Origin of the sequence: Psychroserpens jangbogonensis (assembly GCF_000797465.1) — a bacterium.
GTDB classification, from domain to species: Bacteria; Bacteroidota; Bacteroidia; order Flavobacteriales; family Flavobacteriaceae; genus Psychroserpens; species Psychroserpens jangbogonensis.
Map to the genome: position 1 here is coordinate 314,428 of NZ_JSWG01000001.1, position 24,258 is coordinate 338,685.

The 24,258-nt window shown below is 33.4% G+C and carries 22 protein-coding genes and 1 pseudogene; 6 read left to right on the forward strand and 17 right to left on the reverse strand.

Translation table 11 applies throughout. The features are described 5' to 3' along the window. Positions 1-35: 35 nt before the first annotated feature. Genes RH81_RS01505 through RH81_RS01525 form a run of 5 tightly spaced genes read right to left on the reverse strand, consistent with a single transcriptional unit; the run spans position 36 to position 4,983 of the window. Complete coding sequence (locus tag RH81_RS01505; protein ID WP_033956591.1) at positions 36-716, reverse strand: peptidoglycan DD-metalloendopeptidase family protein; 681 nt, start codon at positions 714-716, stop codon at positions 36-38. Then, on the reverse strand, positions 716-2,215 hold the full coding sequence (locus RH81_RS01510) for a serine hydrolase domain-containing protein (protein WP_033956593.1): 1,500 nt from the start codon (positions 2,213-2,215) through the stop codon (positions 716-718). Before RH81_RS01510 ends, RH81_RS01505 begins: the two co-directional genes overlap by 1 nt. A 42-nt stretch (positions 2,216-2,257) precedes the next feature. Next, positions 2,258-3,814 (reverse strand): hypothetical protein, encoded by a 1,557-nt coding sequence (locus tag RH81_RS16265; protein WP_052172364.1) that lies wholly within the window; start codon positions 3,812-3,814, stop codon positions 2,258-2,260. Between the two features lie 52 nt (positions 3,815-3,866). Beyond that, on the reverse strand, positions 3,867-4,448 hold the full coding sequence (locus RH81_RS01520; protein WP_033956596.1) for a hypothetical protein: 582 nt from the start codon (positions 4,446-4,448) through the stop codon (positions 3,867-3,869). Beyond that, a complete protein-coding gene (locus tag RH81_RS01525) occupies positions 4,432-4,983 on the reverse strand; it encodes an RNA polymerase sigma factor (RefSeq protein WP_033956598.1) in 552 nt (183 codons plus the stop codon). The genes RH81_RS01520 and RH81_RS01525 overlap by 17 nt, the downstream gene beginning before the upstream one ends. Before the next feature lie 181 nt (positions 4,984-5,164). Here RH81_RS01525 and RH81_RS01530 point away from each other — a divergent pair, with 181 nt between their 5' ends. Both RH81_RS01530 and meaB read left to right on the forward strand, forming a co-directional pair. Then, positions 5,165-5,740, forward strand: a complete 576-nt coding sequence (locus RH81_RS01530) for a DUF2911 domain-containing protein (RefSeq protein WP_033956600.1) — start codon at positions 5,165-5,167, stop codon at positions 5,738-5,740. Positions 5,741-5,746: 6 nt separating this feature from the next. After that, complete coding sequence (gene meaB / locus RH81_RS01535; protein WP_033956601.1) at positions 5,747-6,820, forward strand: methylmalonyl Co-A mutase-associated GTPase MeaB; 1,074 nt, start codon at positions 5,747-5,749, stop codon at positions 6,818-6,820. On the opposite strand, the pseudogene RH81_RS01540 reads toward meaB, so the two are convergent. Beyond that, positions 6,810-7,754, reverse strand: a pseudogene (locus RH81_RS01540) (NAD-dependent epimerase/dehydratase family protein). The gene meaB and the pseudogene RH81_RS01540 overlap by 11 nt on opposite strands. Before the next feature lie 98 nt (positions 7,755-7,852). Here RH81_RS01540 and RH81_RS01545 point away from each other — a divergent pair. Then, positions 7,853-8,569 carry a glycosyltransferase family 2 protein gene (locus RH81_RS01545; RefSeq protein ID WP_033956602.1) on the forward strand — a complete coding sequence of 239 codons (717 nt, stop codon included), beginning with the start codon at positions 7,853-7,855 and terminating at the stop codon, positions 8,567-8,569. A 3-nt stretch (positions 8,570-8,572) separates the two neighbouring features. Here the strand turns inward: RH81_RS01545 and RH81_RS01550 are convergent, their stop codons facing one another. From RH81_RS01550 to RH81_RS01560, 3 genes are read right to left on the reverse strand one after another with little or no spacing between them, the layout of a single operon-like run. Then, positions 8,573-9,148, reverse strand: a complete 576-nt coding sequence (locus RH81_RS01550; RefSeq protein ID WP_033956603.1) for a phosphatase PAP2 family protein — start codon at positions 9,146-9,148, stop codon at positions 8,573-8,575. After that, on the reverse strand, positions 9,148-9,375 hold the full coding sequence (locus RH81_RS01555; RefSeq protein WP_033956605.1) for a hypothetical protein: 228 nt from the start codon (positions 9,373-9,375) through the stop codon (positions 9,148-9,150). Before RH81_RS01555 ends, RH81_RS01550 begins: the two co-directional genes overlap by 1 nt. Before the next feature lie 19 nt (positions 9,376-9,394). Next, the gene (locus RH81_RS01560; protein ID WP_033956608.1) at positions 9,395-10,777 is read right to left on the reverse strand and encodes an MATE family efflux transporter; all 1,383 of its coding nucleotides are present in this window, start codon (positions 10,775-10,777) and stop codon (positions 9,395-9,397) included. A gap of 388 nt (positions 10,778-11,165) precedes the next feature. On the opposite strand from RH81_RS01560, the gene RH81_RS01565 reads away from it, so the two are divergent. After that, positions 11,166-12,113 carry a TolB-like translocation protein gene (locus RH81_RS01565; protein WP_052172365.1) on the forward strand — a complete coding sequence of 316 codons (948 nt, stop codon included), beginning with the start codon at positions 11,166-11,168 and terminating at the stop codon, positions 12,111-12,113. A gap of 2 nt (positions 12,114-12,115) precedes the next feature. Here RH81_RS01565 and RH81_RS01570 read toward each other — a convergent pair whose 3' ends face one another. The 5 genes from RH81_RS01570 to RH81_RS01590 form a co-directional block, all read right to left on the reverse strand. Next, positions 12,116-13,225, reverse strand: a complete 1,110-nt coding sequence (locus RH81_RS01570; protein ID WP_033956612.1) for an ATP-grasp domain-containing protein — start codon at positions 13,223-13,225, stop codon at positions 12,116-12,118. Between the two features lie 48 nt (positions 13,226-13,273). Then, the gene (locus RH81_RS01575) at positions 13,274-14,221 is read right to left on the reverse strand and encodes an NAD(P)H-dependent flavin oxidoreductase (RefSeq protein WP_033956615.1); all 948 of its coding nucleotides are present in this window, start codon (positions 14,219-14,221) and stop codon (positions 13,274-13,276) included. Beyond that, on the reverse strand, positions 14,222-15,835 hold the full coding sequence (locus tag RH81_RS01580) for a S8 family serine peptidase (protein WP_033956617.1): 1,614 nt from the start codon (positions 15,833-15,835) through the stop codon (positions 14,222-14,224). 33 nt (positions 15,836-15,868) lie between these two features. Then, complete coding sequence (gene mnmA / locus RH81_RS01585) at positions 15,869-17,056, reverse strand: tRNA 2-thiouridine(34) synthase MnmA (RefSeq protein ID WP_033956621.1); 1,188 nt, start codon at positions 17,054-17,056, stop codon at positions 15,869-15,871. Positions 17,057-17,134: 78 nt separating this feature from the next. Beyond that, complete coding sequence (locus RH81_RS01590; protein WP_033956857.1) at positions 17,135-17,839, reverse strand: toxin-antitoxin system YwqK family antitoxin; 705 nt, start codon at positions 17,837-17,839, stop codon at positions 17,135-17,137. 81 nt (positions 17,840-17,920) lie between these two features. On the opposite strand from RH81_RS01590, the gene RH81_RS01595 reads away from it, so the two are divergent. Further along, positions 17,921-19,324, forward strand: coding sequence for a fasciclin domain-containing protein (locus tag RH81_RS01595; RefSeq protein ID WP_033956622.1), 1,404 nt, complete (start codon positions 17,921-17,923; stop codon positions 19,322-19,324). A gap of 169 nt (positions 19,325-19,493) precedes the next feature. Here the strand turns inward: RH81_RS01595 and yidC are convergent, their stop codons facing one another. Continuing rightward, a complete protein-coding gene (gene yidC, locus RH81_RS01600) occupies positions 19,494-21,407 on the reverse strand; it encodes a membrane protein insertase YidC (protein WP_033956623.1) in 1,914 nt (637 codons plus the stop codon). A 65-nt stretch (positions 21,408-21,472) separates the two neighbouring features. Beyond that, entirely contained in the window at positions 21,473-23,110 is a 1,638-nt protein-coding gene (locus RH81_RS01605) for a CTP synthase (RefSeq protein ID WP_033956625.1), read from the reverse strand. A gap of 235 nt (positions 23,111-23,345) precedes the next feature. On the opposite strand from RH81_RS01605, the gene RH81_RS01610 reads away from it, so the two are divergent. Continuing rightward, on the forward strand, positions 23,346-24,008 hold the full coding sequence (locus RH81_RS01610) for a sulfotransferase (protein ID WP_033956629.1): 663 nt from the start codon (positions 23,346-23,348) through the stop codon (positions 24,006-24,008). Between the two features lie 18 nt (positions 24,009-24,026). On the opposite strand, the gene RH81_RS01615 is transcribed toward RH81_RS01610, so the two are convergent. After that, complete coding sequence (locus tag RH81_RS01615; protein WP_420912071.1) at positions 24,027-24,257, reverse strand: DUF3820 family protein; 231 nt, start codon at positions 24,255-24,257, stop codon at positions 24,027-24,029. Position 24,258 lies beyond the last annotated feature (1 nt).

Here is a 24,258-nt window from a genome sequence, read left to right on the forward strand (position 1 = left end):
CTCATAAATTGGTTAAGAGGCTGAAATTGGGCTAATTATAATTTCAAAATGAGATTTGGATCCGGACAATTGCTTCTATAAAATTCTAAATCTTGCTTTGAGCATACGCCTGGATAATCACCAACATACTCTTGCATGTCTTTAATAATCTGAAAGTGTAAATGAGGTGGATAATCACCATTTACCGAAGCATCGCCTAAAGTAGCAATCTGTTCTCCTTGTTTGAATTTTTGTCCGATAGTAAGATGTTGGATAGATTCCAAACTTAAATGACCATACAACGTGTAAAAATTAAAGCCTTGTATATTATGTTCAAGAATAATCGTCGGACCATAATCGCCAAAATTAGTGTTATTCTTAAAGTTATGTACTACACCATCCAAAGGTGAATAAATTGGAGTTTCAGAAGCTATCCAAAGATCGAGTCCTAAATGAATATTGCGTTCCGTTTCAGGATTTGTATCTTTAAAATAAGAACTGCGTTGGTAAATGTTTCGGGTTTCAAGATAACCTCCAAAAGCGACTTTAGCTTTGTTTAAAGCACTATGATTATTTACAAAAATTTCTAGCTTTTCAGAAGAAGACACATCAACAGATTTAAGTGTTTCATTAGTGGTTGACAAATCTAAAGCTACATAATCGTTTTTAGAAAAAGACGAATCAATAACTGAGCATTTTGGCAAGGTTTTAATAAGTTGTTCCACTGAAGTCTTCATTAATTTAAAGCCTTTGCAAGTGCTTCAGCTTTATCTTTAGCATAGGTTAAAGTGCTATCCATCGCAAAACATTTTTTGAAATTTTCCAACGCTTTCAAGGAATCTCCTTTAACTAATAATGCATCTGCAAAACTATCGTAAACATTTGCAGAATTTGGATACTCTTCGGTATTTAATTTAAATATTGCCAAAGCACTCTCCAATTTATTTTCATTTAATAACCCATAACCTAATAGATTAATATCACCTTCATTAACATCATACGCTGTTGTATCTGTTTTAACCTTGTGATAAAGGCCAATTGCATCATCGACATTCGTTTCAAAAGTTAGTTTTGCCATTTCCTTAGAGACATTTTTATTTGGCAACTCATAAGGTTTGTTACCTAAGATATTAGAAATACCAAAGAATATATCTCTCAAATGTTCTGAAGAATTGTTTGTTAGAATAATATACCCATTTTTCGCACCAACCTCATTATGAACATACGTTCCAAAACCAACCCAACCACCAGAATGAGCAACCACCAAATCACCATTTGAATCGGCATTTATTTGCCAACCAAAACCATAGCGTGTTTTTTCGCCATTATTGAGTGTTCCTGGAGACCAAGCTTCATCTAAATAATCTTTAGAAATTATAGTATAATTAGCCAAGGCCATATTCCATTTATACAAATCATTTAACGTTGAATAAATACCACCATCACCTCTAACATCATTTACAATGTCATAGTCATTTGGTAGCATATCTTTTTGATTTAAAGCCAGTCTATAACCATAAACCCGATTAGGCATGTCTGAATCTTCTTCTATCTGATATTTATACAACGTGGTGTTTGTCATGCCAATAGGATCAAGAATATGTTCTTTTAAAAATTCTCTAAAATGCTGTCCAGATGCCTTTTCAACAATTGACGCTAAAAACAAATAACCTGTATTGCTATACTCCCATTTCTCTCCTGGCTGAAAGTCTAATTCTGGATTTACAGCATAAAACTCCTTGATAATTTCATCATTTCCAAGAAGGTATTGTTTAGTAGAATCTTCTCGCACAAAGTTTTGATGAATCAATCTTTCATAATCAGTAAGCCCAGAAATATGATGCAATAAATGACGAACTGTTATATTATCGTAGGGAAATTCGGGTAAAATTGTATTGACTTTTTGATCATAATCTAATTTTCCTGCTTCTTTAAGTTTCATAATTGCCATTCCTGTAAATTGCTTACTTACAGAAGCTAAACGAAATTGTGAATTTATATCAAGTGAATCTAACGGGTTTATTGATCGCAAGCCATTAGAACTGGTGAAAATAATTTCACTGTCTTTGTAAACTAAGATATTACCTGTAGAAATGCCCTTAGATTTCATTGCACTAACAAAATTAGCATATTCGCTTGCTAAAGTATCCGCATTTGCTATTTGAGTATCCTTTTTACATGAAAAAAAGCATACCGAAACGAGGCATACTAGTGTGAATTGTTTTATTAAAAGCATTGTATTTTGATTAATGTAGTTTTACATCATAAAAGTAATGTTTTAGTTTTTAAGAGTGATTTCACTAAACTTAGCGTTAAGAACAATTGATTTAACTATGCTTTTACCATTTGGATAGTTTTCAATGGTTTTTTTGTTGGTCATGACATTATTAAGCTTTGAACGATTGCCTTTAAAATAAACACTATAATCATTTTGTGGTAATGATATTAAGGCATCACTATTCTCCAAAATAATATTAAGATTAGAAAAAGAATCTGCAATATTGGCAATGGTTAAATCACCAAAACTTCCATCAATAATAGCATTATTCAATAAATTACTTAATTCAATATCTGATGAAATACTATTTAGCACCAAACTCCCTACAGTTTGAATATGAGCATCTTCAACATACTTAATATTAAGCTCTCCTAAACTCCATGTTGTAATATCAATTGGAGAATAAGAAACATTGATGGAAGTCTCGCTTCCATCAATGTGATTTGCTACTAATACACCATGTGATATATCAGCCTTTAAGTTGTTTATTACTGAAGACATTTTTAATTCGCCATGTCTAACATTCATATTCAACTTTCCTTTTTTAGGCATTTTAATTTTTATTGTTCTCTTAACGTTGTCGCTTCTCAAATGCAAACTTCTACTGCGACTTTCATTACGATGCTCATGAGCTTCCTCACGTCTTTCTCTTGCTTCATGACGCTTTTCCATAGCTTCCTCTCTAGCTTCTCTGCTGGCTTCTCTACTTTTTTCTCTTGCTTCCACACGTTGTTCAATTACTAGAGCTCGTTCTTCCATTTCCTTACCGTACTTTTCTCCCCAAGCTTCCATCTTTTCTTCCCATTCATCATCAAATCTTAGTTCGTACTCTTTTCCCCAAGCTTCCATTTTTTTACCATAATCTTCACCAAAGCGTTCTCCCCATTCTTCCATAGCTTTTTCATAACCGGAAAAGTCAACATTAGCCATTTTTCTTCCCCAAGCTTTCATTTTCGCTTCATTTTCTGCTCCAAACTCTTTACTCCATTTATTTAAGTAAGCTTCACCATCTTTTTCATAAGCTTCAGTATCAAAGCTAACGTTTGTAACACCTTCTGGCAACTCTGGTAATTCCGGCATTTCTGGCATATCAATATTATCCATTTCTGGCATTTCTGGTAACTCAGGCATCTCTGGCATATCAGGCATTTCTGCAATTTCGATATGTAGATTTTCTAGAAGCTTCAAAGACTCTAAATCTAGATTCAAATCCTCTAAGTTGAGATCTAATTCATGAAGATTGTTCCATGAAGTTGGAGACCCTTCTGAGCTAATTTTTACATAATCACCTGATCCTTCTACTTTAAGATTCCAAGCTTTAAGTGCTTCTTGTAATTCTTCTTTTGAAAGTTTTTTACCTTCAATGTAGGCTTCAATTTCTAAAGTATTCTTGTTCCATGTATCAATCTCAATTTGAACATAGCTTGTATTTAGATCAATATTTACATCTTTAGTAACATCAATCTTCTCTGATAATTTTGTTAACTTTTGTTGTGCTGAAACACTTATTGTGAAACAGAAAAACAATAGTATTAACGTTGTATAATTTGTTTTCATGGTTTTGTTTTTGTTTTGAAATAAAATTTCAATTTAAGTCTTAAGGATATTTTTATAATATGACACTTCCATCTGAAGTGTTTAAATCATGTAATTGTTCTTTTAAGCGATACAATAAATTAAGACGTAGTTTTAAATTATCAATCAAGGCGCTAACGGTTAATTCATTTGGTCCATTTTCTGTAAGCTCAATTGATAGACGTTTATACTCTTGATTTAACTCTGCAAGTCTTACAACGTAACCATCAAAAAGCTCTTTATTTTCTGGAGTTTGTTTAATTTTAGATAATTCCAGATTGATATTAGCCAAATAATAATCTTCAACTGTTTTCAAATCTGGAGAGATATCTCCAAGTGATTTAAGTTGGTCTTCATTAGTTTGATTTTGATTTTCTACGACTTGATTTTCTATAGATTTTGGTTGTTGTGTGAACTTGTATGCTCCGAAGGCTAATCCAATTAAAATTACTATGCTTGCCGCAATTTGTAAAACACTGAAACGTTTATTGATTGATGTTTCTTCAGGCAAAGCGCTGTCTAACTTATTAAGAAAGCGTGCCTCATGACCTTCGCTCATTTTCAGTTGCGAATCCTTCTCTTCATTTTTAAATAAATTTCTAAGATCTTGTGCCATTTTTGATAGGTGTTAAAAGTGCTTTTAATTTTGATTTCCCTCTAGAGAGTTGAGTTCTTGATGCGATTTCTGTAATATTTAAAATTTCAGAAATTTCCTGGTGGTCGTAACCTTCAACCAAATACAACATGACAACATATTGATATTTATCTGGTAACCTTTGGATGGCATCTTTAACCTCATCTACTGTTATTGTATCCTCTACCAACCATTCGTTTTCATAACTTGAGTCGACTACTTTCAGGTGCACCTCATCTAATTCTAGCAAATGTTGCTTTTTAGATTTTAAACAGTCAATACATTTATTTACAACGATACGTTTCAACCAAGCTCCAAAAGTTACTTCTGCTTTAAACTGATCTAATTTTGAAAATGCTTTAATAAAAGCTTCTTGTACGATATCTTCAGCTTCCATAGAATCCTTCATAAAGCGCATGGCAACGATATACATTCCATCACAATACTGCTTGTACAACTGCAGTTGAGCAATGCGATTATTTTGCCTACATTTTTCAATAATATTAGATTGTAACATCTAAAACTTCTTTTGGTTTGGTATAGTTCAATTTAAAGACGACACAAAAAACAAAGTGTTGCAAAAATGTTTTACTTTTTTTAAAAAAATAAAATAGATATCCTAAAAGTACGTTAAGTTATATTGGGAAGTTATTGATTTACTACTATCTTTATAACCCACTTTGAAATTGAAAATTTTTATGAATACGTTTTTAAAACGACTTCTCATTATATTGTCCATTGTAACTATTGGACTTTTTCTTTACTCACATTTTGTAGAAAACATATTTTCTAATCGCTTAAGTCCGAAAGATACTGTGGAGTTTAAACTTAACGATTTGAAATTAGAAGTCTTTTACAACAGACCATCAAAAAAAGGACGTGAGGTTTTTGGTGCTTTAGTGCCATATGATAAAGTTTGGCGTACAGGAGCTAATGAAGCCACAACTTTTGAGACCAATAAGAATCTTATGGTTGATGGTATTTATATTCCGGCTGGAAAATATTCAATTTGGACAGTTCCTAATGATAGCGTTTGGAAAGTAATGCTCAATACAAAACAGTATCCTTGGGGAGTTAATGAACAAATGCAACCACTATGGGATCCAAATTATGATCTTTTAGAAATTGATGTTTCTTCAGAAACTTTAAATAAAGTTGTAGAGCAATTCACGATTGCGTTTGATAATTCTACTGATGAGCTTAAGCTTACTATGGCTTGGGACAAAACAAAAATTGCTGTACCTTTAGTGGTGTTAAAAGACAAAAAGGAATAAAGGCATTTGACCAAAAAAACAAAATCTTCTGCATTACAAAATAAAGAAGGTGTTTCTCAATCTGAAATCACCAACGCATCGTCTATTACCAAAATTCAACAGAAACGTAAAACAAAGCCAACAACTCAGAAGTTAATCTCTGAGATTATTGAAGGCAATATTACTGCTTTAAGCAGAGCAATAACTTTAGTTGAAAGTTCAAATCCAAATCATTTAGAGCAAGCCAACAATATTATTAAAGGTTGTCTTCAACATGCAAATGCTTCAGTAAGAATTGGCATTACAGGAGTTCCTGGAGTTGGTAAGAGTACATTTATTGAAGCCTTTGGAATGCATTTAACTTCTATAGGTAAAAAGGTAGCAGTATTGGCTATTGATCCAAGTAGTAGTTTAAGTAAAGGGAGTATTTTAGGTGACAAGACCAGAATGGAAGACTTGGTAAAAAACGAGAATGCTTTTATAAGACCTTCTCCTTCTGGCAGTTCTTTAGGTGGTGTAGCCCGAAAAACGCGTGAAACAATTATCTTATGTGAAGCTGCAGGTTTTGACACCATTATGATTGAAACTGTTGGTGTTGGACAAAGTGAAACTGCAGTTCATAGTATGGTGGATTTCTTCTTATTACTGAAGTTAGCTGGAGCTGGAGATGAGTTACAAGGCATAAAACGTGGTATCATTGAAATGGCAGATGCCATTGCCATCAATAAGGCAGATGGTGACAATCTAAAAGCGGCAAAACTCGCTAAGCTTGAATTTAATAGAGCTTTACATTTATATCCTCAGAAAGATTCAGAATGGCAACCAAAAGTGATGTTATGTAGCGCTTTAAAACAAGAAGGTATTGAAGATCTTTGGAAAGTAGTTCAATCTTATATAGCGCACACTAAGTCTAACAATTACTTTGAGCACAATAGAAAAGAGCAAAACAAATTCTGGTTATTGCAAACTATTGAAGACCGATTGAAATCTGATTTTTTTAATCAGCCAAAGATAAAAGAAGCACTAAAACTTCAATTGCAACTTATTGAGGATGGGGAAACAACCCCTTTTGTAGCTGCAGAATATTTACTTAGTTTGTAAAATTAGCCTTATACCAATCTACTTGTTTTTGAACCGCTTCTAATAAGGTTGTTTTCGGATCGTAATTCAACAATTTTCTAGCCTTATCAATATTGGCTTTTGTACGAGATTGATCACCTGGACGTTTAGGAATTACATTAAGAGCAATTGATTTTCCAAGCACTTGCTCTACAGCTTCAATTCCATCTTTAGTGGTGTGTTCTACTTCAGTTCCTAAATTAATAATTTCGCCATCTACTTTTGCCTCATTAGAAATCACACTAACTATACCATCTACAATACCACCAACATAAGTAAAACTTCGTAAATGCTTATCACTACCTTCAAATAAAGGGAATGGTTTATCTTGTAATCCTAATGCAATCAGTTTGGTATACATCTTTTCAGGACGCTCTCTTGGTCCAATTACAAAATAAAGTCTTAACGAACAAGCAGGCATTAATAGCTCTCTACTCTTTTGAAGTACAAGCTGCTATGCTGCTAATTTTGTCACGCCATAATGCGATGCTGGCTTAGGTGCAATACTTTCTGGAAATGTTGCTTCCAAACCATATATAGATGATGTTCCAATATTAACAAAGAGTTTTAAATTTGAACAAGAAAGGGCAAAATCTACTAAATTTTTTGTTGCAATTATATTATTAGAAAAATAGTCTTCAAACGTACACGTTTGAGAAATTCCAGGTTGTGCAGCAAAATGAAAAATATAACTGAAGTCATGAGGTAAATCCTCAGCAAAACTAGCGTCTCGTAAATCTCTCTTGATTATAGTGATTCCTTTTTCAGTTAATTCCTTAGCGTTTAACTGTTTTAAATCTAAACTATAGTAATCACTAAAACTATCTAAAGCTACAACTTCATGTCCAAGACTATGTAGACGTTCAGCCGTATGAGAACCAATAAATCCAGCTGCTCCAGTAACAAGTATTTTCATTTTTATGATTTAATGCACAAAATAACAATATATAAATCAATCTAAAACCATAATCGGAGTATAAAAAAGAATATTTTTGCAGTACTAAGTCTGTGAAAATGCAATTTAAATTCACCATTATTGTTCCTGTTTATAATGAAGAAGACAATTTAAAACGTCTTGAAGATGAACTGTTGGCTTATATCCGCACCTCAGAAATATCGACAAAAATCTTATTTGTTAATGATGGTTCAACAGATGAAAGTCTGACTAGTATTGAATCTATTTGCAAAAGAAACATTGATTTTAGTTTCTTATCATTCGATAAGAACTATGGATTAAGCTCAGCCATTAAAGCAGGGTTTGATTATACAGAGACTGAATTTGTTGGTTATATTGATGCAGATTTACAAACGTCTCCAAAAGATTTCAATTTACTTTTGGAACATATGAATGACAATGATTTGGCAACAGGTGTTCGCACTCATCGAAATGATAGTTTGTCAAAAAAAGTATCTTCAAAAATCTCTAATAGTATACGCAGGCTTTTCACAAAAGATGGAATGGACGATACTGGCTGTCCTTTAAAAGTAATAAAAACCGAATACGCAAAACGAATTCCAATGTTTAGAGGCTTACATCGATTTCTACCAGCAATGGTTCTTTTGCAAGACGGAAATATTAAACAAATACCTATTCAGCATTTCCCAAGAGTTGCTGGAAGTTCAAAATTTGGAATAAAAAATCGGTTACTTGGACCATTAGCAGATTGCTTTGCCTATTTATGGATGAAGAAAAAAACGATTAATTATAAGGTTAGCAAGCAACAACTCTAAACTTTAGTTGCGCTCGAATCTATACTGCAAGTATTTGAATAGCTTATAAAATAAGAAACCTGAAAAGGCACCAAATAACATTCCGCTTAACACATCTAATGGATAATGCACGCCAACATAAATTCTACTATAACCCATAGCAATAGCCCAAACGACTAAAATGTATGTTATGTATTTGTATTTAGATCGAAGCATTAAACTCATAAATACTGCAACTGCCATTGAATTTGAAGCGTGACCAGAGAAATATCCATATTTGCCACCACATGACCGTTTTACTAATCTAATGATGTCATCAATTTCCGGATTATAACAAGGTCGTAATCGCAGGACCAACATCTTTTTAAATAAATTAGTAATTTGATCTGTAAATGTAATCATCAATGCAATAACCAAAATTGTTATAAGAAACATCTTCATTGTAAGACGTTTATACAATAAAAAGAGTAACAGTGCATAAAATGGAATCCAATTAAACTTGGTCGTATAAAACATCCAAAAAGCATCCCACGTTTCTGTACCTAATCCATTTAGGTACACAAATAATTCGGTGTCAAGTTTTACTAATTCTTCTAACATTATTCGTCGTATATAGAAACTTCTCTATCATAAAAATCGGTTGCAGACTGAATAAGATTTTCAGCTTCGGCTTCAATTTCTTTTTCATCATGCTCATCAAACTCTTCAAACCATTCTACTTCATCATCTTCGAGATTGATAATAAATCGAGGAAATTCAGTATGAATAACATAAATCGCATTGGGATGATCTGTATTATCGCCTAGTATGAATTTTGGAAGTTCCATGTATATTAAATGTTTAGTCTTAACTATTATTTGAATTCAAAATTAACTTTTTAGTTAGATAATTAAACCTAATAAACAATAAAATTGCTGCAACTGTTAATCCTGCTAACAATCCTAACCAAATTCCGAAGCTTCCATACGCCTCTTCTTTGCCTAAAAAATAACTTATAGGAAATCCGATAACCCAGTAAGATATAAATGTAATGAGTGTTGGTATTTTGACATCTTGCAACCCTCGTAGAGCTCCCAAAACAACAACTTGTATACCATCACTTAGTTGAAAAATTGCAGCAGCAATCATTAGTTTTGATGCTATACTAATCACTTCTGTATTATCAATTAAGTTTTCTGCATCATTGAGGTCTACATATAGTTTAGGAAGTTGATTATGAAATATAAAGAAAATTATTCCAAAGAATATGGATAACATAATTGCCAATAAAAAGAATGAAAACGCAATGCGACGCAATTCAAAATATTGATGTAATCCTTTTTGATTGCCTACTCTAATCATAGAAGCAACACCTAATCCCATAATCACCATAAAGGTCATTGATGATAGATTTAAAGCGATTTGATTAGCTGCTTGAGGGTTTTTCCCTAATAATCCGCTTAACCATATAGCTGCTGTAAATATTGCGACCTCAAAAAACATCTGCATCGCACTTGGATAACCCAAATTAATTACTTTCTTAAACATCAACTTATCTAAAACAAATAGTTTAATATTTGTTACATAAGCTCTAGATTTTTCTTTTTTAGTGAGTAGCCACCAAAGATAAATCACCATGATTACTCTTGAGACTAAGGTTCCATATGCAGCACCAACGATGCCCATTTCTGGAAAACCAAACTTCCCAAAAATGAGTAAATAGTTTAATACTATATTGACGATATTAGCCAAAACAGTAGCATACATAGGATATCTCGTCATTGAAAGTCCGTCACTAAATTGCTTAAAAGCTTGAAAAATTATTAATGGTATTAATGAAAACGCTACAAGATTAAGATAGGGCAAAGCGAGCTCAACAACCTCAACAGGTTGCTTCATAAAATACAATAGTGGTTTAGCTAAAAAGACAGAACAAAATAGCACTAGACCTAAAATTATGCATAGAAATAAGCCATGTTTAAATGACGATTTACCTTCCTTAAAATTATTGCCTGCATCAGCTTCAGCAACAAGTGGTGTAATTGCCGTTGAAAAACCAATTCCAATAGACATGGCAATGAACATAAAACTATTTCCTAAGGAGACAGCCGCCAATTCCGCTGTTCCAAGCTGACCAACCATTACATTATCAACAAATTGTACAAGTGTATGCCCCAACATTCCCAGCATCACTGGTGCAGCCAATTTCCAATTAAGTTTAAATTCTTTTGTGTAATCTGATAAAGTCAATCCTATAATTTTAAGTCTTCAAAGGTAAGTCTTTGTAGAATATTACAAGTTAAATACCTCAAATTTGTAAAAAACCGAATTGCAATAGATTGACAATTATAACGTTATAAACTCAAATTGTTGATAAGTTGAATTCTATTTATTTAGCCAGAACATTTGAAAGCATTATTTTTACTCTATAAATACCTTATTTTAGTAGGTTAGGTATTTGGGATAGAAACTTTTTTAGCTATTATTTTAGAGGGATTTAAAAATTTTGTTGTTAAAAAACGTTTCAGGCAAAAAGAGGATTTATTCCTCTTTTTGTTGTTTATAGCGTTTTGTTATTTAACAAAACTTTTGAACTACCAATTACAAGGTTTTGTAAATTATACACCAAACCTTAATTATGAAATTTATTACTCTCCTTTGCATTTGTTTTGTTTCTGTTATTTATTCTCAATCCAAAGACAATAATCCAGTTCCATTTATAGAAAATACTGCGATACAGTTTCCTAATGTTAGAGATGTCGCAATCACAGCAAATGAAAATGAAGTTATCTTTTCAGCCCAAAGCGTTATGGGAGATGTTTCCGCACTTGTGTACGTTAGAAAAAACAAAGAAGGCTGGTCAACTCCTGAAGTTCTTTCTTTTTCTGGACAATATTTTGATATTGAACCTTTCTTTTCTAGTGATGGGCTCGCATTATACTTTGCTTCAAATAGACCTTTGAATGAAACGTCTTCAGAATCTAAAGACTTCGATATTTGGTATGCAACAAGGACAAGTATAAGCGAAAGATGGTCTGAACCTCAAAATTTAGGAGCTCCAATAAACACAGAAAAGGATGAGTTCTATCCCGTTATTACAGATTCAAAAAACATATACTTTACTCTTGATAATTTGGCCTCGAAAAGAAAAGATGACATCTATTTGAGTGAATTTAAAGATGGTACTTACACTACTCCAAAACCTTTAGGTAATGCCATAAATAGTGAAGGATATGAGTTTAATGCTTTTATTTCACCAGATGAATCCTTTTTAATATATAGCTGCTATAATAGAAAAGACGGTTTTGGTAGTGGTGATCTTTATATAAGCTATAAGAACGACAACAATGAATGGAGTGAATCAAAAAACATGGGCAATACCATAAATTCTGACAAGATGGATTACTGCCCATTTGTTGACACGAATTCTAAAACCCTATATTTTACAAGTAAACGAAATGCAACACGTAAAAATTATACTTCTAGAATGACTACGGAAGAACTAAAAAAGGTGTTTAGTAGTTATAAAAATGGGGCTAGCAGATTATATAAAATGAAAATGCCTGAATTAAAAACAAAAGACTAACGTTATATGCGTCTTTCTACCCATTCTATAAATCTATAGAATGTTGGAATTGGATCTTTAATGAAAGACATAGCTTCAGAATTATTAACGAGGAAATTCTTTTTAAATAGAAATGAAGGTTTTCTTTTGATAGACTTTAACACACCTTTTAAACGCATATACTCAATCTCTTTATATTGTGTGTTTTCAATTGCATTATTCATAGCCAATTGAACAGCTAACTCAGGGAAGTTGATTCCAGCAAATCTAGAACCTTCAACGCTTCCCCAAAAACGAGCGTTTATTTCAATGATTTTATAATCATTTCTATTTTCATCATAACGTAAATCAATATGAGCAACGCCAGACCAATGTAGTGCTTCCATGAGTTTAGCAACTAAATCTAATAATGCATCATTCCTTAAAAAATCAAAGCTTAATTGTGGAGCAAAAGAATTATGACCTTGTAATTTTCCTTTTTGGATAGTATGCGTGAGAATTTTTCCATTTAAACAAAGTACACTACAATCTATATCGTACCCTTCAATGTATTCCTGAATGAATAATTCACTAAAGTCTGAATGCTTATTTAAATACTTATCTAGTTCTTTCTCACCTTTAAACTTCACTATTCCATAACCTCCTTTTTCATCCAAAGGTTTTATTAAAACGGGAAATTGCAAGTCAAATTCCTCATTAGAATACGACTCAAAACTACTGAAATGTTTATACTTGGGATGTGGTAATTTATGCTCATTCAAAAAACGACTAAGCTTGTGTTTATTAATGGCAATTTCAAAATTACCGATTTCAGGTAGTGGTATTACTTTTACTGAATTTGGTAAATCATGCGAATTATTAATAAAAAATCCAATAGCATCTTCTGCAATGGGAATAATAATTGAAATGTTCTGGTCTTTGACTTCCTTAGAGATTATCTCCAACCATTCTTTATTAGAGGTCTTTTTATAAAATTTATAATACGATGTATACTTAGAATACTTTGTAGCAGTTCTTTTCTTGTCAGATAACACAAAAAATTTGTAATCAGAATTCTGAGACAAACAATTCATAACGGTTAGAGCCCAAGTGCTATTGCCATCTGGTATTAAAACATGAAACTTAGAACTCATGAATTTGTAAGGGAATTAGTCGATTATGCTTTTCAAATATAACAGTTTTCAATAAAATGGAAGAATAGCTTTTTGTTGTGCTTCGTTAAATTCTGAAATCATATCGCTAACGATTTGAGCAGCAGGCTTTATATCATGAATCAACCCAGCAATTTGTCCGATTTCTAACTCGCCATCATCAAGATCTCCTTCAAACATTCCGCGTTTTGCTCTTGCTCTACCAAGATGGGTTTTTAACTCTTCAACTGTAGGGCCTTTTTTATAAATTTCTTGAAGCTCATTGAAAAACTTGTTTTTTATAAGTCTAACTGGAGCCAATTCTTTTAATGTGAGTTGTGTATCACCTTCTTTAGCATCAACAACAACATTTTTGAATGCTTGATGCGAAGATGCTTCTTCGCTAGCAACAAATCTACTACCAACTTGCACTGCATCAGCACCTAATATCATAACCGCAAACATTGTACTTCCTGTTGCAATTCCACCTGCAGCAATTAACGGAATACTCAATTGCTCTTTTACCATTGGAATTAAAGTCAATGTTGTGCTTTCTTCGCGACCATTATGACCTCCTGCTTCAAATCCTTCAGCAACAACAGCATCTACACCAGCTTCTTGAGCTTTGAGAGCAAATTTCACACTACTAACGACATGAACAACGGTAATACCTCTTTCTTTCAACCAAGATGTCCATGTTTTCGGGTTTCCAGCCGAAGTAAACACAATTTTCACATCCTCTTCAACGATAATATTCATTATCTCCACAATGTTTGGATATAGCATTGGGACATTAACACCAAACGGCTTGTTAGTCGCTTTTTTACATTTTTGGATATGTTCTCGTAGCACATCTGGATACATGGAGCCTGCACCAATTAAACCAAGTGCACCAGCATTACTTGCAGCCGAAGCTAATTTCCAACCACTATTCCAAATCATTCCAGCTTGGATTATTGGATATTTAATATTGAAAAGCTCAGTGATTTTATTTACCATTTAAGATTTTATAAGTTTGAATGTTTTAGAACCTTTATTAGATTCAAAAGACATCATGTAAACACCTGAAGCCATTAAAGACAAATCTAATTTGGTTTCAGATTGAATAATGTTTTTTTCTAAAACTAGTTTCCCTAAAACATTGTATATTTTCAAGTTCGTTGGTTCTGCACTAGTCGGAATTTGAATATTAAGGATATTACTTACTGGGTTTGGAAAGACTTTAAAGCGCACAAATTCTTCTTCCGCAAGTGACAAACCAATTTCTAAGGCCAATTCAAAATTTGGAATTCCAAAACCTAAAAAGAAGTCTGGCGTATTAAATTGTGATGCAGACATCCTCACGAATTGCTTAATTTCTTCATTGGTAGCATCTGGCAATGCTTGCCACAACGAAGCAATTGCTCCAGCCATAATTGGAGAACTAAAAGATGTTCCGCTATTATTTATGATAACATTACTTGAATTAACAACTGCTGCAGCCGCTCCTCGAGCTACTACATCTGGTTTTTGAGTAGGTTGCGATGCATTTCCTTGAGAGCTAAATGGCGCATAATTACCTTCAAAATCGACAGCTCCAATACTAAAAACACCTGATGCATCAGCTGGTGCTCCAACAATTTGCCACTCATTACCACCTGAATTTCCAGCTGAGTTTACAACTAGGATTCCTTTTTCATTTGCAATATTTGCGCCTTTTGTAATAAAAGCAGTATTACCATCCATATCACTTGGAGTGTAACTATAATTCTCATTTTCAAAAACGCGATAACCTAAAGACGAATTAATAATATGAACACCTAGACTGTCTGCACGCTCGGCAGCTTCAACCCAATAACTTTCTTCAACTGGCATTTCACCAGCAGAGTCTTCAGTCCTAAATAAATAATATGAAGCATCTGGAGCTGTCCCAACAAATTCATCTTGAATAAAACCAGCCATATCACTCAATACTCTTGTTCCATGTTCATTGCCAGTAAATTCAAATACATCATCGTTACGATCAACAAAGTCATAACCTCCTAATAAATCATCATTATCACGTAAACGTTGAAAGGCATCCATGGTATTCACATTTGGAAATCCAGCATCTAATACTGCTATTACAATGCCTTCTCCAGTATAATCTGATACATGTAAATGATCTACACCTATCATTTCTACTTGGTTTAGAGCACTTCCGTATTCGAAATCGATCAAACTTTCTTCAATCTCAAATTTATTATTACTCAATGCTACTCTGGATTCGGAATTGAGGCTTTTGTCAGCAAAATCAATAGATGCAACAAAATCTAAATCTGCAAGAACACTAATATTATCAGTTTCTAAACCTATAACGTAAACAGCATTGAACCATTTTGATTTCGCCATAACCGTAATTCCAGTTTGAACTTTAAGTTGTGAAATATAATTTTCGTTAACAGGAACGTCACGCTCATCAATAGGAATACTGTGAGTAGCCTTTCTTTCTATTGCGTTTTGAGTTAAAATTGAGATTGGGTTAGCTATTGAAGTAGCTACATTTTCTTTATCTGTAAGATAAACCCAAGCATGTTCTTGTGCAAAAGACATGTACTGAAAAAGCATAAAGCCTATGAGTAATAGTTTTTTCATCTTGCAATTATTTGGGTAATTTTTTACTGCAATTTAAGAAATAACTCCCGAACCTACTAATTCGTCATCTAAATACCACGCAACAAACTGTCCTTCGGTAATAGCGGATTGTAGATTTTCAAACTCTACAAAAAGACCATTATTCATCTTGTAAATCGTTGCATTTTCAAGAGTTTGACGATAACGAATTCTGGCTTTTACAGACATTGATTCACCATTAGCTAAAGCTAAATCTTCGCGTACCCAATGCAATTCTTCATTAGTCACGAATAAAGCCGTTTTAAGTAATCCTGGATGACTTTTACCTTGACCTGTATAAATTACATTTTCATCTACGTCAGTATCTATAACAAACAATGGCTCTACAGTTCCTCCTACTGCCAATCCTTTACGTTGTCCTTTTGTGAAATAATGTGCGCCTTGATGTTTCCCTACTATTTGTCCATCTGAAACTGAATATTCTTTTTTTTGAGTTAAATATTCTAGTTCCTGTTCTTTTGAATCAAATGCTGGTGCTTTAATTTGATATAGCTCTTGCTCTTTAGGTATTTCAACAATAACCCCTTCTTTAGGTTTTAATTTTTGTTGAAGAAACTCAGGCAATCTCACTTTCCCAATAAAACATAGGCCTTGAGAATCTTTCTTATCTGCGGTTACCAAATCAAGTTTTGTTGCAATCTCTCGAACTTCGGGTTTTGTCAATTCTCCAATTGGGAATAGAGCTTTTGCTAATTGCTTTTGAGACAATTGACATAAAAAGTAAGATTGGTCTTTATTAGTATCTGCGCCAGCTAAAAGCTGATAAACTTCTTTTCCGTCTTTTTCAAGTATCCCTTTTCTACAGTAATGACCTGTAGCTACATAATCTGCTCCAAGATCAAGTGCTATTTTCATGAACACATCAAATTTGATTTCTCGATTACAAAGCACATCAGGATTTGGTGTTCTTCCTTTTTTATATTCGTCAAACATATAGTCGACAATACGATCTTTATATTGCACACTCAAATCTACTGTTTGGAAAGGAATGCCTAACTTATCAGCAACTAACATGGCATCATTGCTATCATCTAACCAAGGACATTCATCAGAAATAGTCACAGAATCGTCATGCCAGTTTTTCATAAACAAGCCAATTACTTCATAACCTTGCTCTTTTAATAAGTAAGCAGCAACGCTTGAATCTACACCTCCGGAAAGTCCGACAATAACTCTTTTCATTCTGCAAAATTAAGAAATAAAAATAGCAACGTAAACACCGTTGCTATTGTATATGACTATATAGTAAATAACTTTTAACTATTGCTTTTTTGGATTATTACTTCGTCGGGTATGATCTGTTGATTTTTTGAGTTTTCCACCTTCATAATAGTTCCAGGTTTTGTGTTTGCGTCCATGTTGGTATTCGCCTTCGGCTAACATAATTCCATCACCATCATAGTATTTTGCCAAACCATGAAGTTCATCATTTTTATATAAGAATTCTTTTAGCAATATTCCTTTTTCTGAATACCATTTAGATTCACCTTCTAACTTTCCGTCCTTGTAAATTGAAGTTTCAGCGATCTGACCATTTTTATAGTATACAACCTTGTCACCTACTAAATTACCATTATCATCATAAGATTCGGTAGACATAACTGCAGCAGAATTATTATGGTAATAGGTCCACTTCCCAGTATATAGTCTTCCATTCATAGTTCCTTCACTAATCGGCTTTCCTTTTGATGAGATAAATTTAACAGAAGCCATGCTATTATTAGGATTGAAGACTTTAATAGCACTCAAAACACTTTTCTTTTTATTTAAGGTATAAAACTTAAACGTGTCCATTTCTTTACCATGATCAAACTTACCTTCATACCGTAATTGATCAGTTTTATCAAAATACTTTTTCCATACGCCATGGCGATTCCCTGCCTCATCAAACTGATTTACAGTGTTTTGAGCAAAAGCACCAAGACTTATCATTGTTAAAATAAACATAAAAAATAAGCGATTCATAATATTTTGTTTAATCATTTCGTAGTTTTGTTAAACAGATTGATTTGATAGAATAAAGTTAAACAACAAAAACTCAAAAAAATGAAAATTATTTCAAAAACATTTAAAATTTTGCCTTTATTATTATTCGTCTTTGCTTTTCAAGCATGTAGCAGCGACGATGATAATGATTCAATTACCTTGCCGCAACAATTAGACATTGTGGAAACTGCAATTGCGACGCCTGAACTATCTAGTTTAGTAGCCGCTTTACAAGCTGCAGATGGAGATTTAGTAAGTGTACTTAAAGGAAATGGTCCTTTTACAGTATTAGCTCCAACAAATGATGCTTTTGCGACATTCTTAAGTTCAAATGGATTCGCTCAATTAAGTGACGTACCAACAGACGTTTTAGCTCAAGTATTATTAAACCATGTTATTTCTGCCAATATAACATCAACTACTTTAGCAGGATTAGGAAGCGGTTACACAAGAACAAATGCTGATGGAGCAGGAAACGAAAACCTAAGTATTTATTATGACACGTCAAATGGCGTACGATTTAATAATTCATCTTCTGTAATAGATGGAGGAGCTGATGTTAGTGCTTCTAATGGTACAGTTCATATTGTTGATGCTGTAATAGGTTTACCAGACATTGTTGACCATGCATTAAACAATGACAATTTCACTTCATTAACTGGAGCGTTATCATCTGAAAACTTAGTAACTACATTACAAGGAGCTGGTCCATTTACAGTATTTGCTCCAACAAACGATGCTTTTGCTGATTTTACAAACCCTAACAGTAACGGTTTATCAGATATTCTTTTAAACCATGTACTTATAGGCACTACAGCTTTAGCGGAAGGTTTATCAACAAGTTATGTAAGTACTGGTGCTGCAAATGCTGATGGTGACAACTTAAGTTTATACGTTAATGTTGGTGACGATGGTAGCGTTATGCTCAATGGATCTTCTATGGTAGTTGTTACTGATGTGATTGGTACTAATGGTGTGATTCACGTTGTAGATAATGTTATTGACTTACCTACAATTGCAACTTTTGCAACTACAAATGCTGCTTTAGGAAACTTAGTTGCTGCTTTACAATTAGCTGATACAGGTTCACCAACAGTACCATGGATTAATACAGTTTCTGATGTTGCTGCTGGACCTTTTACAGTATTTGCTCCAACAAATGATGCTTTTGCTGATTTATTATTAGAGTTAGATCCTTCAGGAAATACAGCTCTAGGTGATTTAGATCCTGCAACAGTTGATGCTGTTTTACTAGTACATGTTGTTAGTGGAAATGTTCGCGCTGCTGATTTACCAAGTCTAATGGGAACTGTTCCTACATTAGGAGGAGATTTATCTTTAGATGTAAACACATTAACACTTACGGATGCTTTAATGAGAGAGATTGGAATTATTGCTGCACTTACAGACATTCAAGCTACGAATGGTGTTGTACACGTTGTAGACAGAGTAATACGTCCATAAAAATATTCATTTCAAATTGATTAATAGTAGATTAATTTGACCTGATTGATTGGTTGGTTGAAAGAGCTTCTAGAACGTCTAGGAGCTCTTTTTTATTGCTTTAGAATAAGCGAATAAAAAAGCCTCTGGATAATTCCATAGGCTTTTTTATTATTAACTAAACTAACACTTACTTTTTACCTCTTTGTTGTGCTTGTTTTTGTTCTTCTGCTTGAACCATCATATCAGCCATTTTTTTCTGAAACTTGTTCTGTTTTTTAGGCTTTTTCTTATTCTCTTGCATTTGAGCATGAATCTTATCTTCATCTAAAATGTAATTCTTAATCACTAACATAATTCCAATACTAATAAGGTTAGAAATAAAGTAATACAAACTCAATCCTGATGCATACTGATTAAAGAATACTAACATTAAGATTGGTGAGAAGTAAATCATATACTTCATCATTTTGCCCATATCAGGCATACCTTCTTGAGTAGGTTGTGATGCCATTTGTTGACCAGTAGTCATTTTCATGTAAAAGAAAATTGCGATAGCAGCCAAAATTGGAAATAAACTCACGTGATCTCCATACATAGGAATACTAAATCCATTAGGGAAATCGTAAATAGAATCAAAAGATGATAAATCATCTGCCCAAAGGAAACTCTTTTGTCTTAAAGCGAATGCTGTTGGGAAAAACATGAATAATGCATAGAATACTGGCAATTGAATTAATCCTGGCAAACATCCAGCTAACGGACTTGCGCCTGCTTTGTTCTGAAGAGCCATTGTTTCCTGTTGCGCCTTCATTTTGTTGTCTTTGTGCTTTTCCTTAATCGCATCCAATTCTGGTTTTAAAACACGCATCTTAGCTTGTGACAAGAATTGCTTGTATTGCACAAACGACATCATCAATTTGATTAAAACCGTCATTACTATAATAGCAATACCATAAGGTAAAAACCCACTTAAAAATCCGAATAGCGGAATAAACAAGTGCTTATTGATCCATCCAAAAATTCCCCAACCAAATGGGATACTCTCTTCTAAACTATGTTCATATTGCTTAAGAATCTTACTATCTGTTGGTCCGAAATACAATTTAAAATTGTTGTCTGCTTCTCCTCCATTAAATGCTAAAGGCAATTTTGAAGCAAACTGTTTTGTAAATACGGTGTCTATAGCCTCATCTGCAACTAAATCGTTAGATGAAATGGTAGCTTTTGTAAAGGGTTGATCTGCAACTAAAATTGAACTAAAAAAGTGTTGTCTGTATGATAACCATCTTGCATCTTCAATGATCTCTTCATCTTCACCAGCTTGTGCTAACTTACTAATCTTATCACCTTCATGCATGTAGGTTAATCGTGTGTAACGATTTTCATAAGTAATACTTTCATCATGACGATAGGTCTTTAATCTCCAATCTAAATTGATTTCTTGAGAACTATTAACCACATTGTTTAACCCTTTAGATACAATTGAAAAATCAACCATATATTCACCAGGTTTCAACTCATAACGGTATTCTAAATACTTGTTTTCTGAAGATTTTAACTTCATAGACACTATGGTATTCTCTCCATTCATAGACACAGAAGGTTGGAAATACAAATCTTTAGTATTTAAGATTCTGTTATCTGCTGTTGGAAACGTAATGTTGAAATCTTGATTACCATCTTTTATTAAATGAATAGGTACAGAATCGTAATCGACAAAGCTGCTCAATCTTACTTCTGAAAGAAACCCACCTTTATTACTGAATTTTAAATCAAGAACATCTGTCTGAACAGTTGTATGCGCATCTGTTGCAGATGGCAATGTAGAAGAATAGGCAAAAGCACCTAACTTACTTTTTAAGCCTACTAACTGAAGTGAATCGTTTGCAGAATTATTAGAATAATCTGCAGCTGTAGTCACAACAGCATCTTCAGTAGTTTTTTCAACTGCTGCTTTTTTCTCTGCTTCTACTTGTTCTTGCTTTTCTTTTTCAGCAATTTCTTCAGGTGTTGGCTGATTTTTCCACATCATGAATAACAAGATTCCGAATATAAGAACGAATCCTATGATGGACTTTAAGTCAAATTTTTTTTCTTCCATTTGTATTGATTAGAGTCTCCTTTAAAAGAAGAGGACGCTTTGAGATAACAAAAAGCTGTCCAATATTAGTTTTGTGCCATACTGACACTATTTTTATCGGTTTTGAAATTTAAGGCTGCTTTTACAAAAGCTACAAACAGTGGATGCGGATTCGCAACTGTACTTTTGTATTCTGGGTGATATTGTACTCCAACAAACCAATTATGACTAGGGATTTCTACAATTTCTACCAATCCTGTTTCTGGATTAAAACCTGTAGCTTTCATACCAGCATCTTCAATTTGTTGCTTATAAATATTATTAAATTCGTAGCGATGTCTGTGACGCTCTTCAATGTTAGATGATTGATACACTTCTTTAGCAATGCTTCCGTCAACTAAAGTACAATCCCAAGCACCAAGACGCATGGTTCCACCTTTATCTGTAATTGCTTTTTGAGATTCCATCAAATCAATTACAGGATTTGGTGTGTTCTCATCCATTTCAGTAGAATTTGCATCGGCTAATTTTAGTACATTTCTAGCATATTCAATGACTGCCATTTGCATACCTAAACAAATTCCTAAAAACGGAATATTGTTTTCACGTACATATCTTACAGCTTCAATTTTACCTTCAATGCCACGCTCTCCAAAACCTGGAGCCACAAGTACGGCATCTAAATGTTTCAATAATTTAGAGGCACTAGCTTCAGTTAGAGATTCAGAATGTATCGATTCTACTTTTACTTTAACTTCATTTTCTGCACCTGCATGAATAAAAGATTCTAAAATAGATTTGTACGAATCTTGAAGTTCTACATACTTACCAATTAATCCTATAGTCACTTCCCCTTTTGGATTTTTATGACGTGATAAAAACTGGTTCCATATGGTTAAGTCAGGCTTCTTACTATCAAGAGCTAATTTTTTCAATACCACTTTATCTAAACCTTCGTCTAGCATTAAATTTGGTACATCGTAAATGGTTGACGCATCAATAGATTGTATCACAGCTTCTTGACGTACGTTACAAAACTTAGCCAATTTTACGCGTAACTCTATTGGTAATTCATGTTCTGTACGGCAGACCAAAATATCTGCCATCACTCCACTTTCCATCAAGGTTTTTACACTGTGTTGTGTTGGTTTTGTTTTTAATTCTCCAGCAGCAGATAAATATGGCACTAAGGTTAAATGAATAACAATTGCGTTATTTTCTCCTAATTCCCATTTTAACTGACGTACAGCTTCTACATAAGGCAATGATTCAATATCACCAACAGTTCCACCAATTTCGGTAATTACGATATCGTAATCTCCCGTTTGTCCTAAGATTTGCACACGATGTTTAATCTCGTCTGTAATATGAGGAATCACCTGTACTGTTTTACCCAAAAACTCACCGCGACGTTCTTTTTGAATCACGCTTTGGTAGATGCGACCAGTCGTTACATTATTAGACTGACTTGTAGGCACGTTTAAAAAACGTTCGTAGTGACCGAGGTCTAAATCGGTTTCTGCACCATCATCTGTGACATAGCATTCGCCATGCTCGTAAGGGTTTAAGGTTCCTGGATCTACGTTAATGTAAGGGTCTAATTTTTGAATGGTCGTCCTGTAACCTTGTGCTTGGAGCAATTTTGCTAAAGAAGCAGCAATGATGCCTTTTCCAAGTGAAGAGGTTACTCCTCCAGTTACAAAGATGTATTTAGTAGTTGTCATGTTGCGCTGTTAAACGCAGGCAAAATTACAAAATAAAACTAGTTATTTGGGTATTGTTTAAGGTTTAATAGTTAAAATTCAGTTGAAGCATTTTAGAATTAAAAAACCATGAAATTTTTACAACAGGTTCATAGAACTCCGTATTGATTTTATTAAAAAAAAAGACGAACTTTGTGTGACAACAGATATGATCAATTTCAACTGAACATATTTCAACGAAAACATACCATACATCATGTTTAAGAAAATTAAAGCTAAAATAAGGGGTTTTAAATATGCGAAAGCAGATAAAGTGTTTTGTATTGGCAACAATAAAACGGGAACAACTAGTGTGGCTAAAATTTTCGAAGAAGTTGGTTTAGCTGTTGGACGTCAAGAACCTTTTGAGTTCCTTGTAAACGATTGGTATAACAATAACTATACAGAAATACTTAATGACGTCAAATACAAAGGTGTTGCGTTTCAAGACATTCCTTTTAGTTTGCCAAACACGTATAAGGTACTTGATAAACATTTCCCGAATAGCAAGTTCATATTAACGGTTAGAGATTCACCAGAGGCATGGTATAAATCACTTACCTCTTTTCATGCTAAATTATTTGGAAATGGAAACATTCCAACAAAAGAAGATTTACAAAACGCAGACTATATTTATAAAGGTTGGATGTGGGACGTGAACAGAATGCTTTACAACACTCCTGAAGACGATATTTATAACGAGGCCATTGTAAAACAGCAATATATTGATCATAACGATGATGTTATTGCTTATTTCAAGGATAAACCAGGACAGTTGCTTGTTGTGAATCTAAAAGACAAAGACACCTTAACAAGAATTCTAGCTTTTTTAGGAGTAAAAAGTGATCTCAAAGAGATTCCTTGGGAAAATAAAACCTAAGTCTTTTACTATAACATCCTATCTAGGATATCGCTTCTGAATATCTCTAATGAGATGCTCCAATCCATTTAATTTGAGTTCATACACTTGGGTCAACATATCACCTAATTTTCCTTTTGGGAAACCTTTGTTGTGGTACCAAACGACATAATATTCTGGCAAGTCAATGAGGTATCTACCTTCGTATTTACCATAAGGCATTTTGGTATGTGCGAGTTTTATTAAAAATTGAGGGTCTGGTTGGATCACT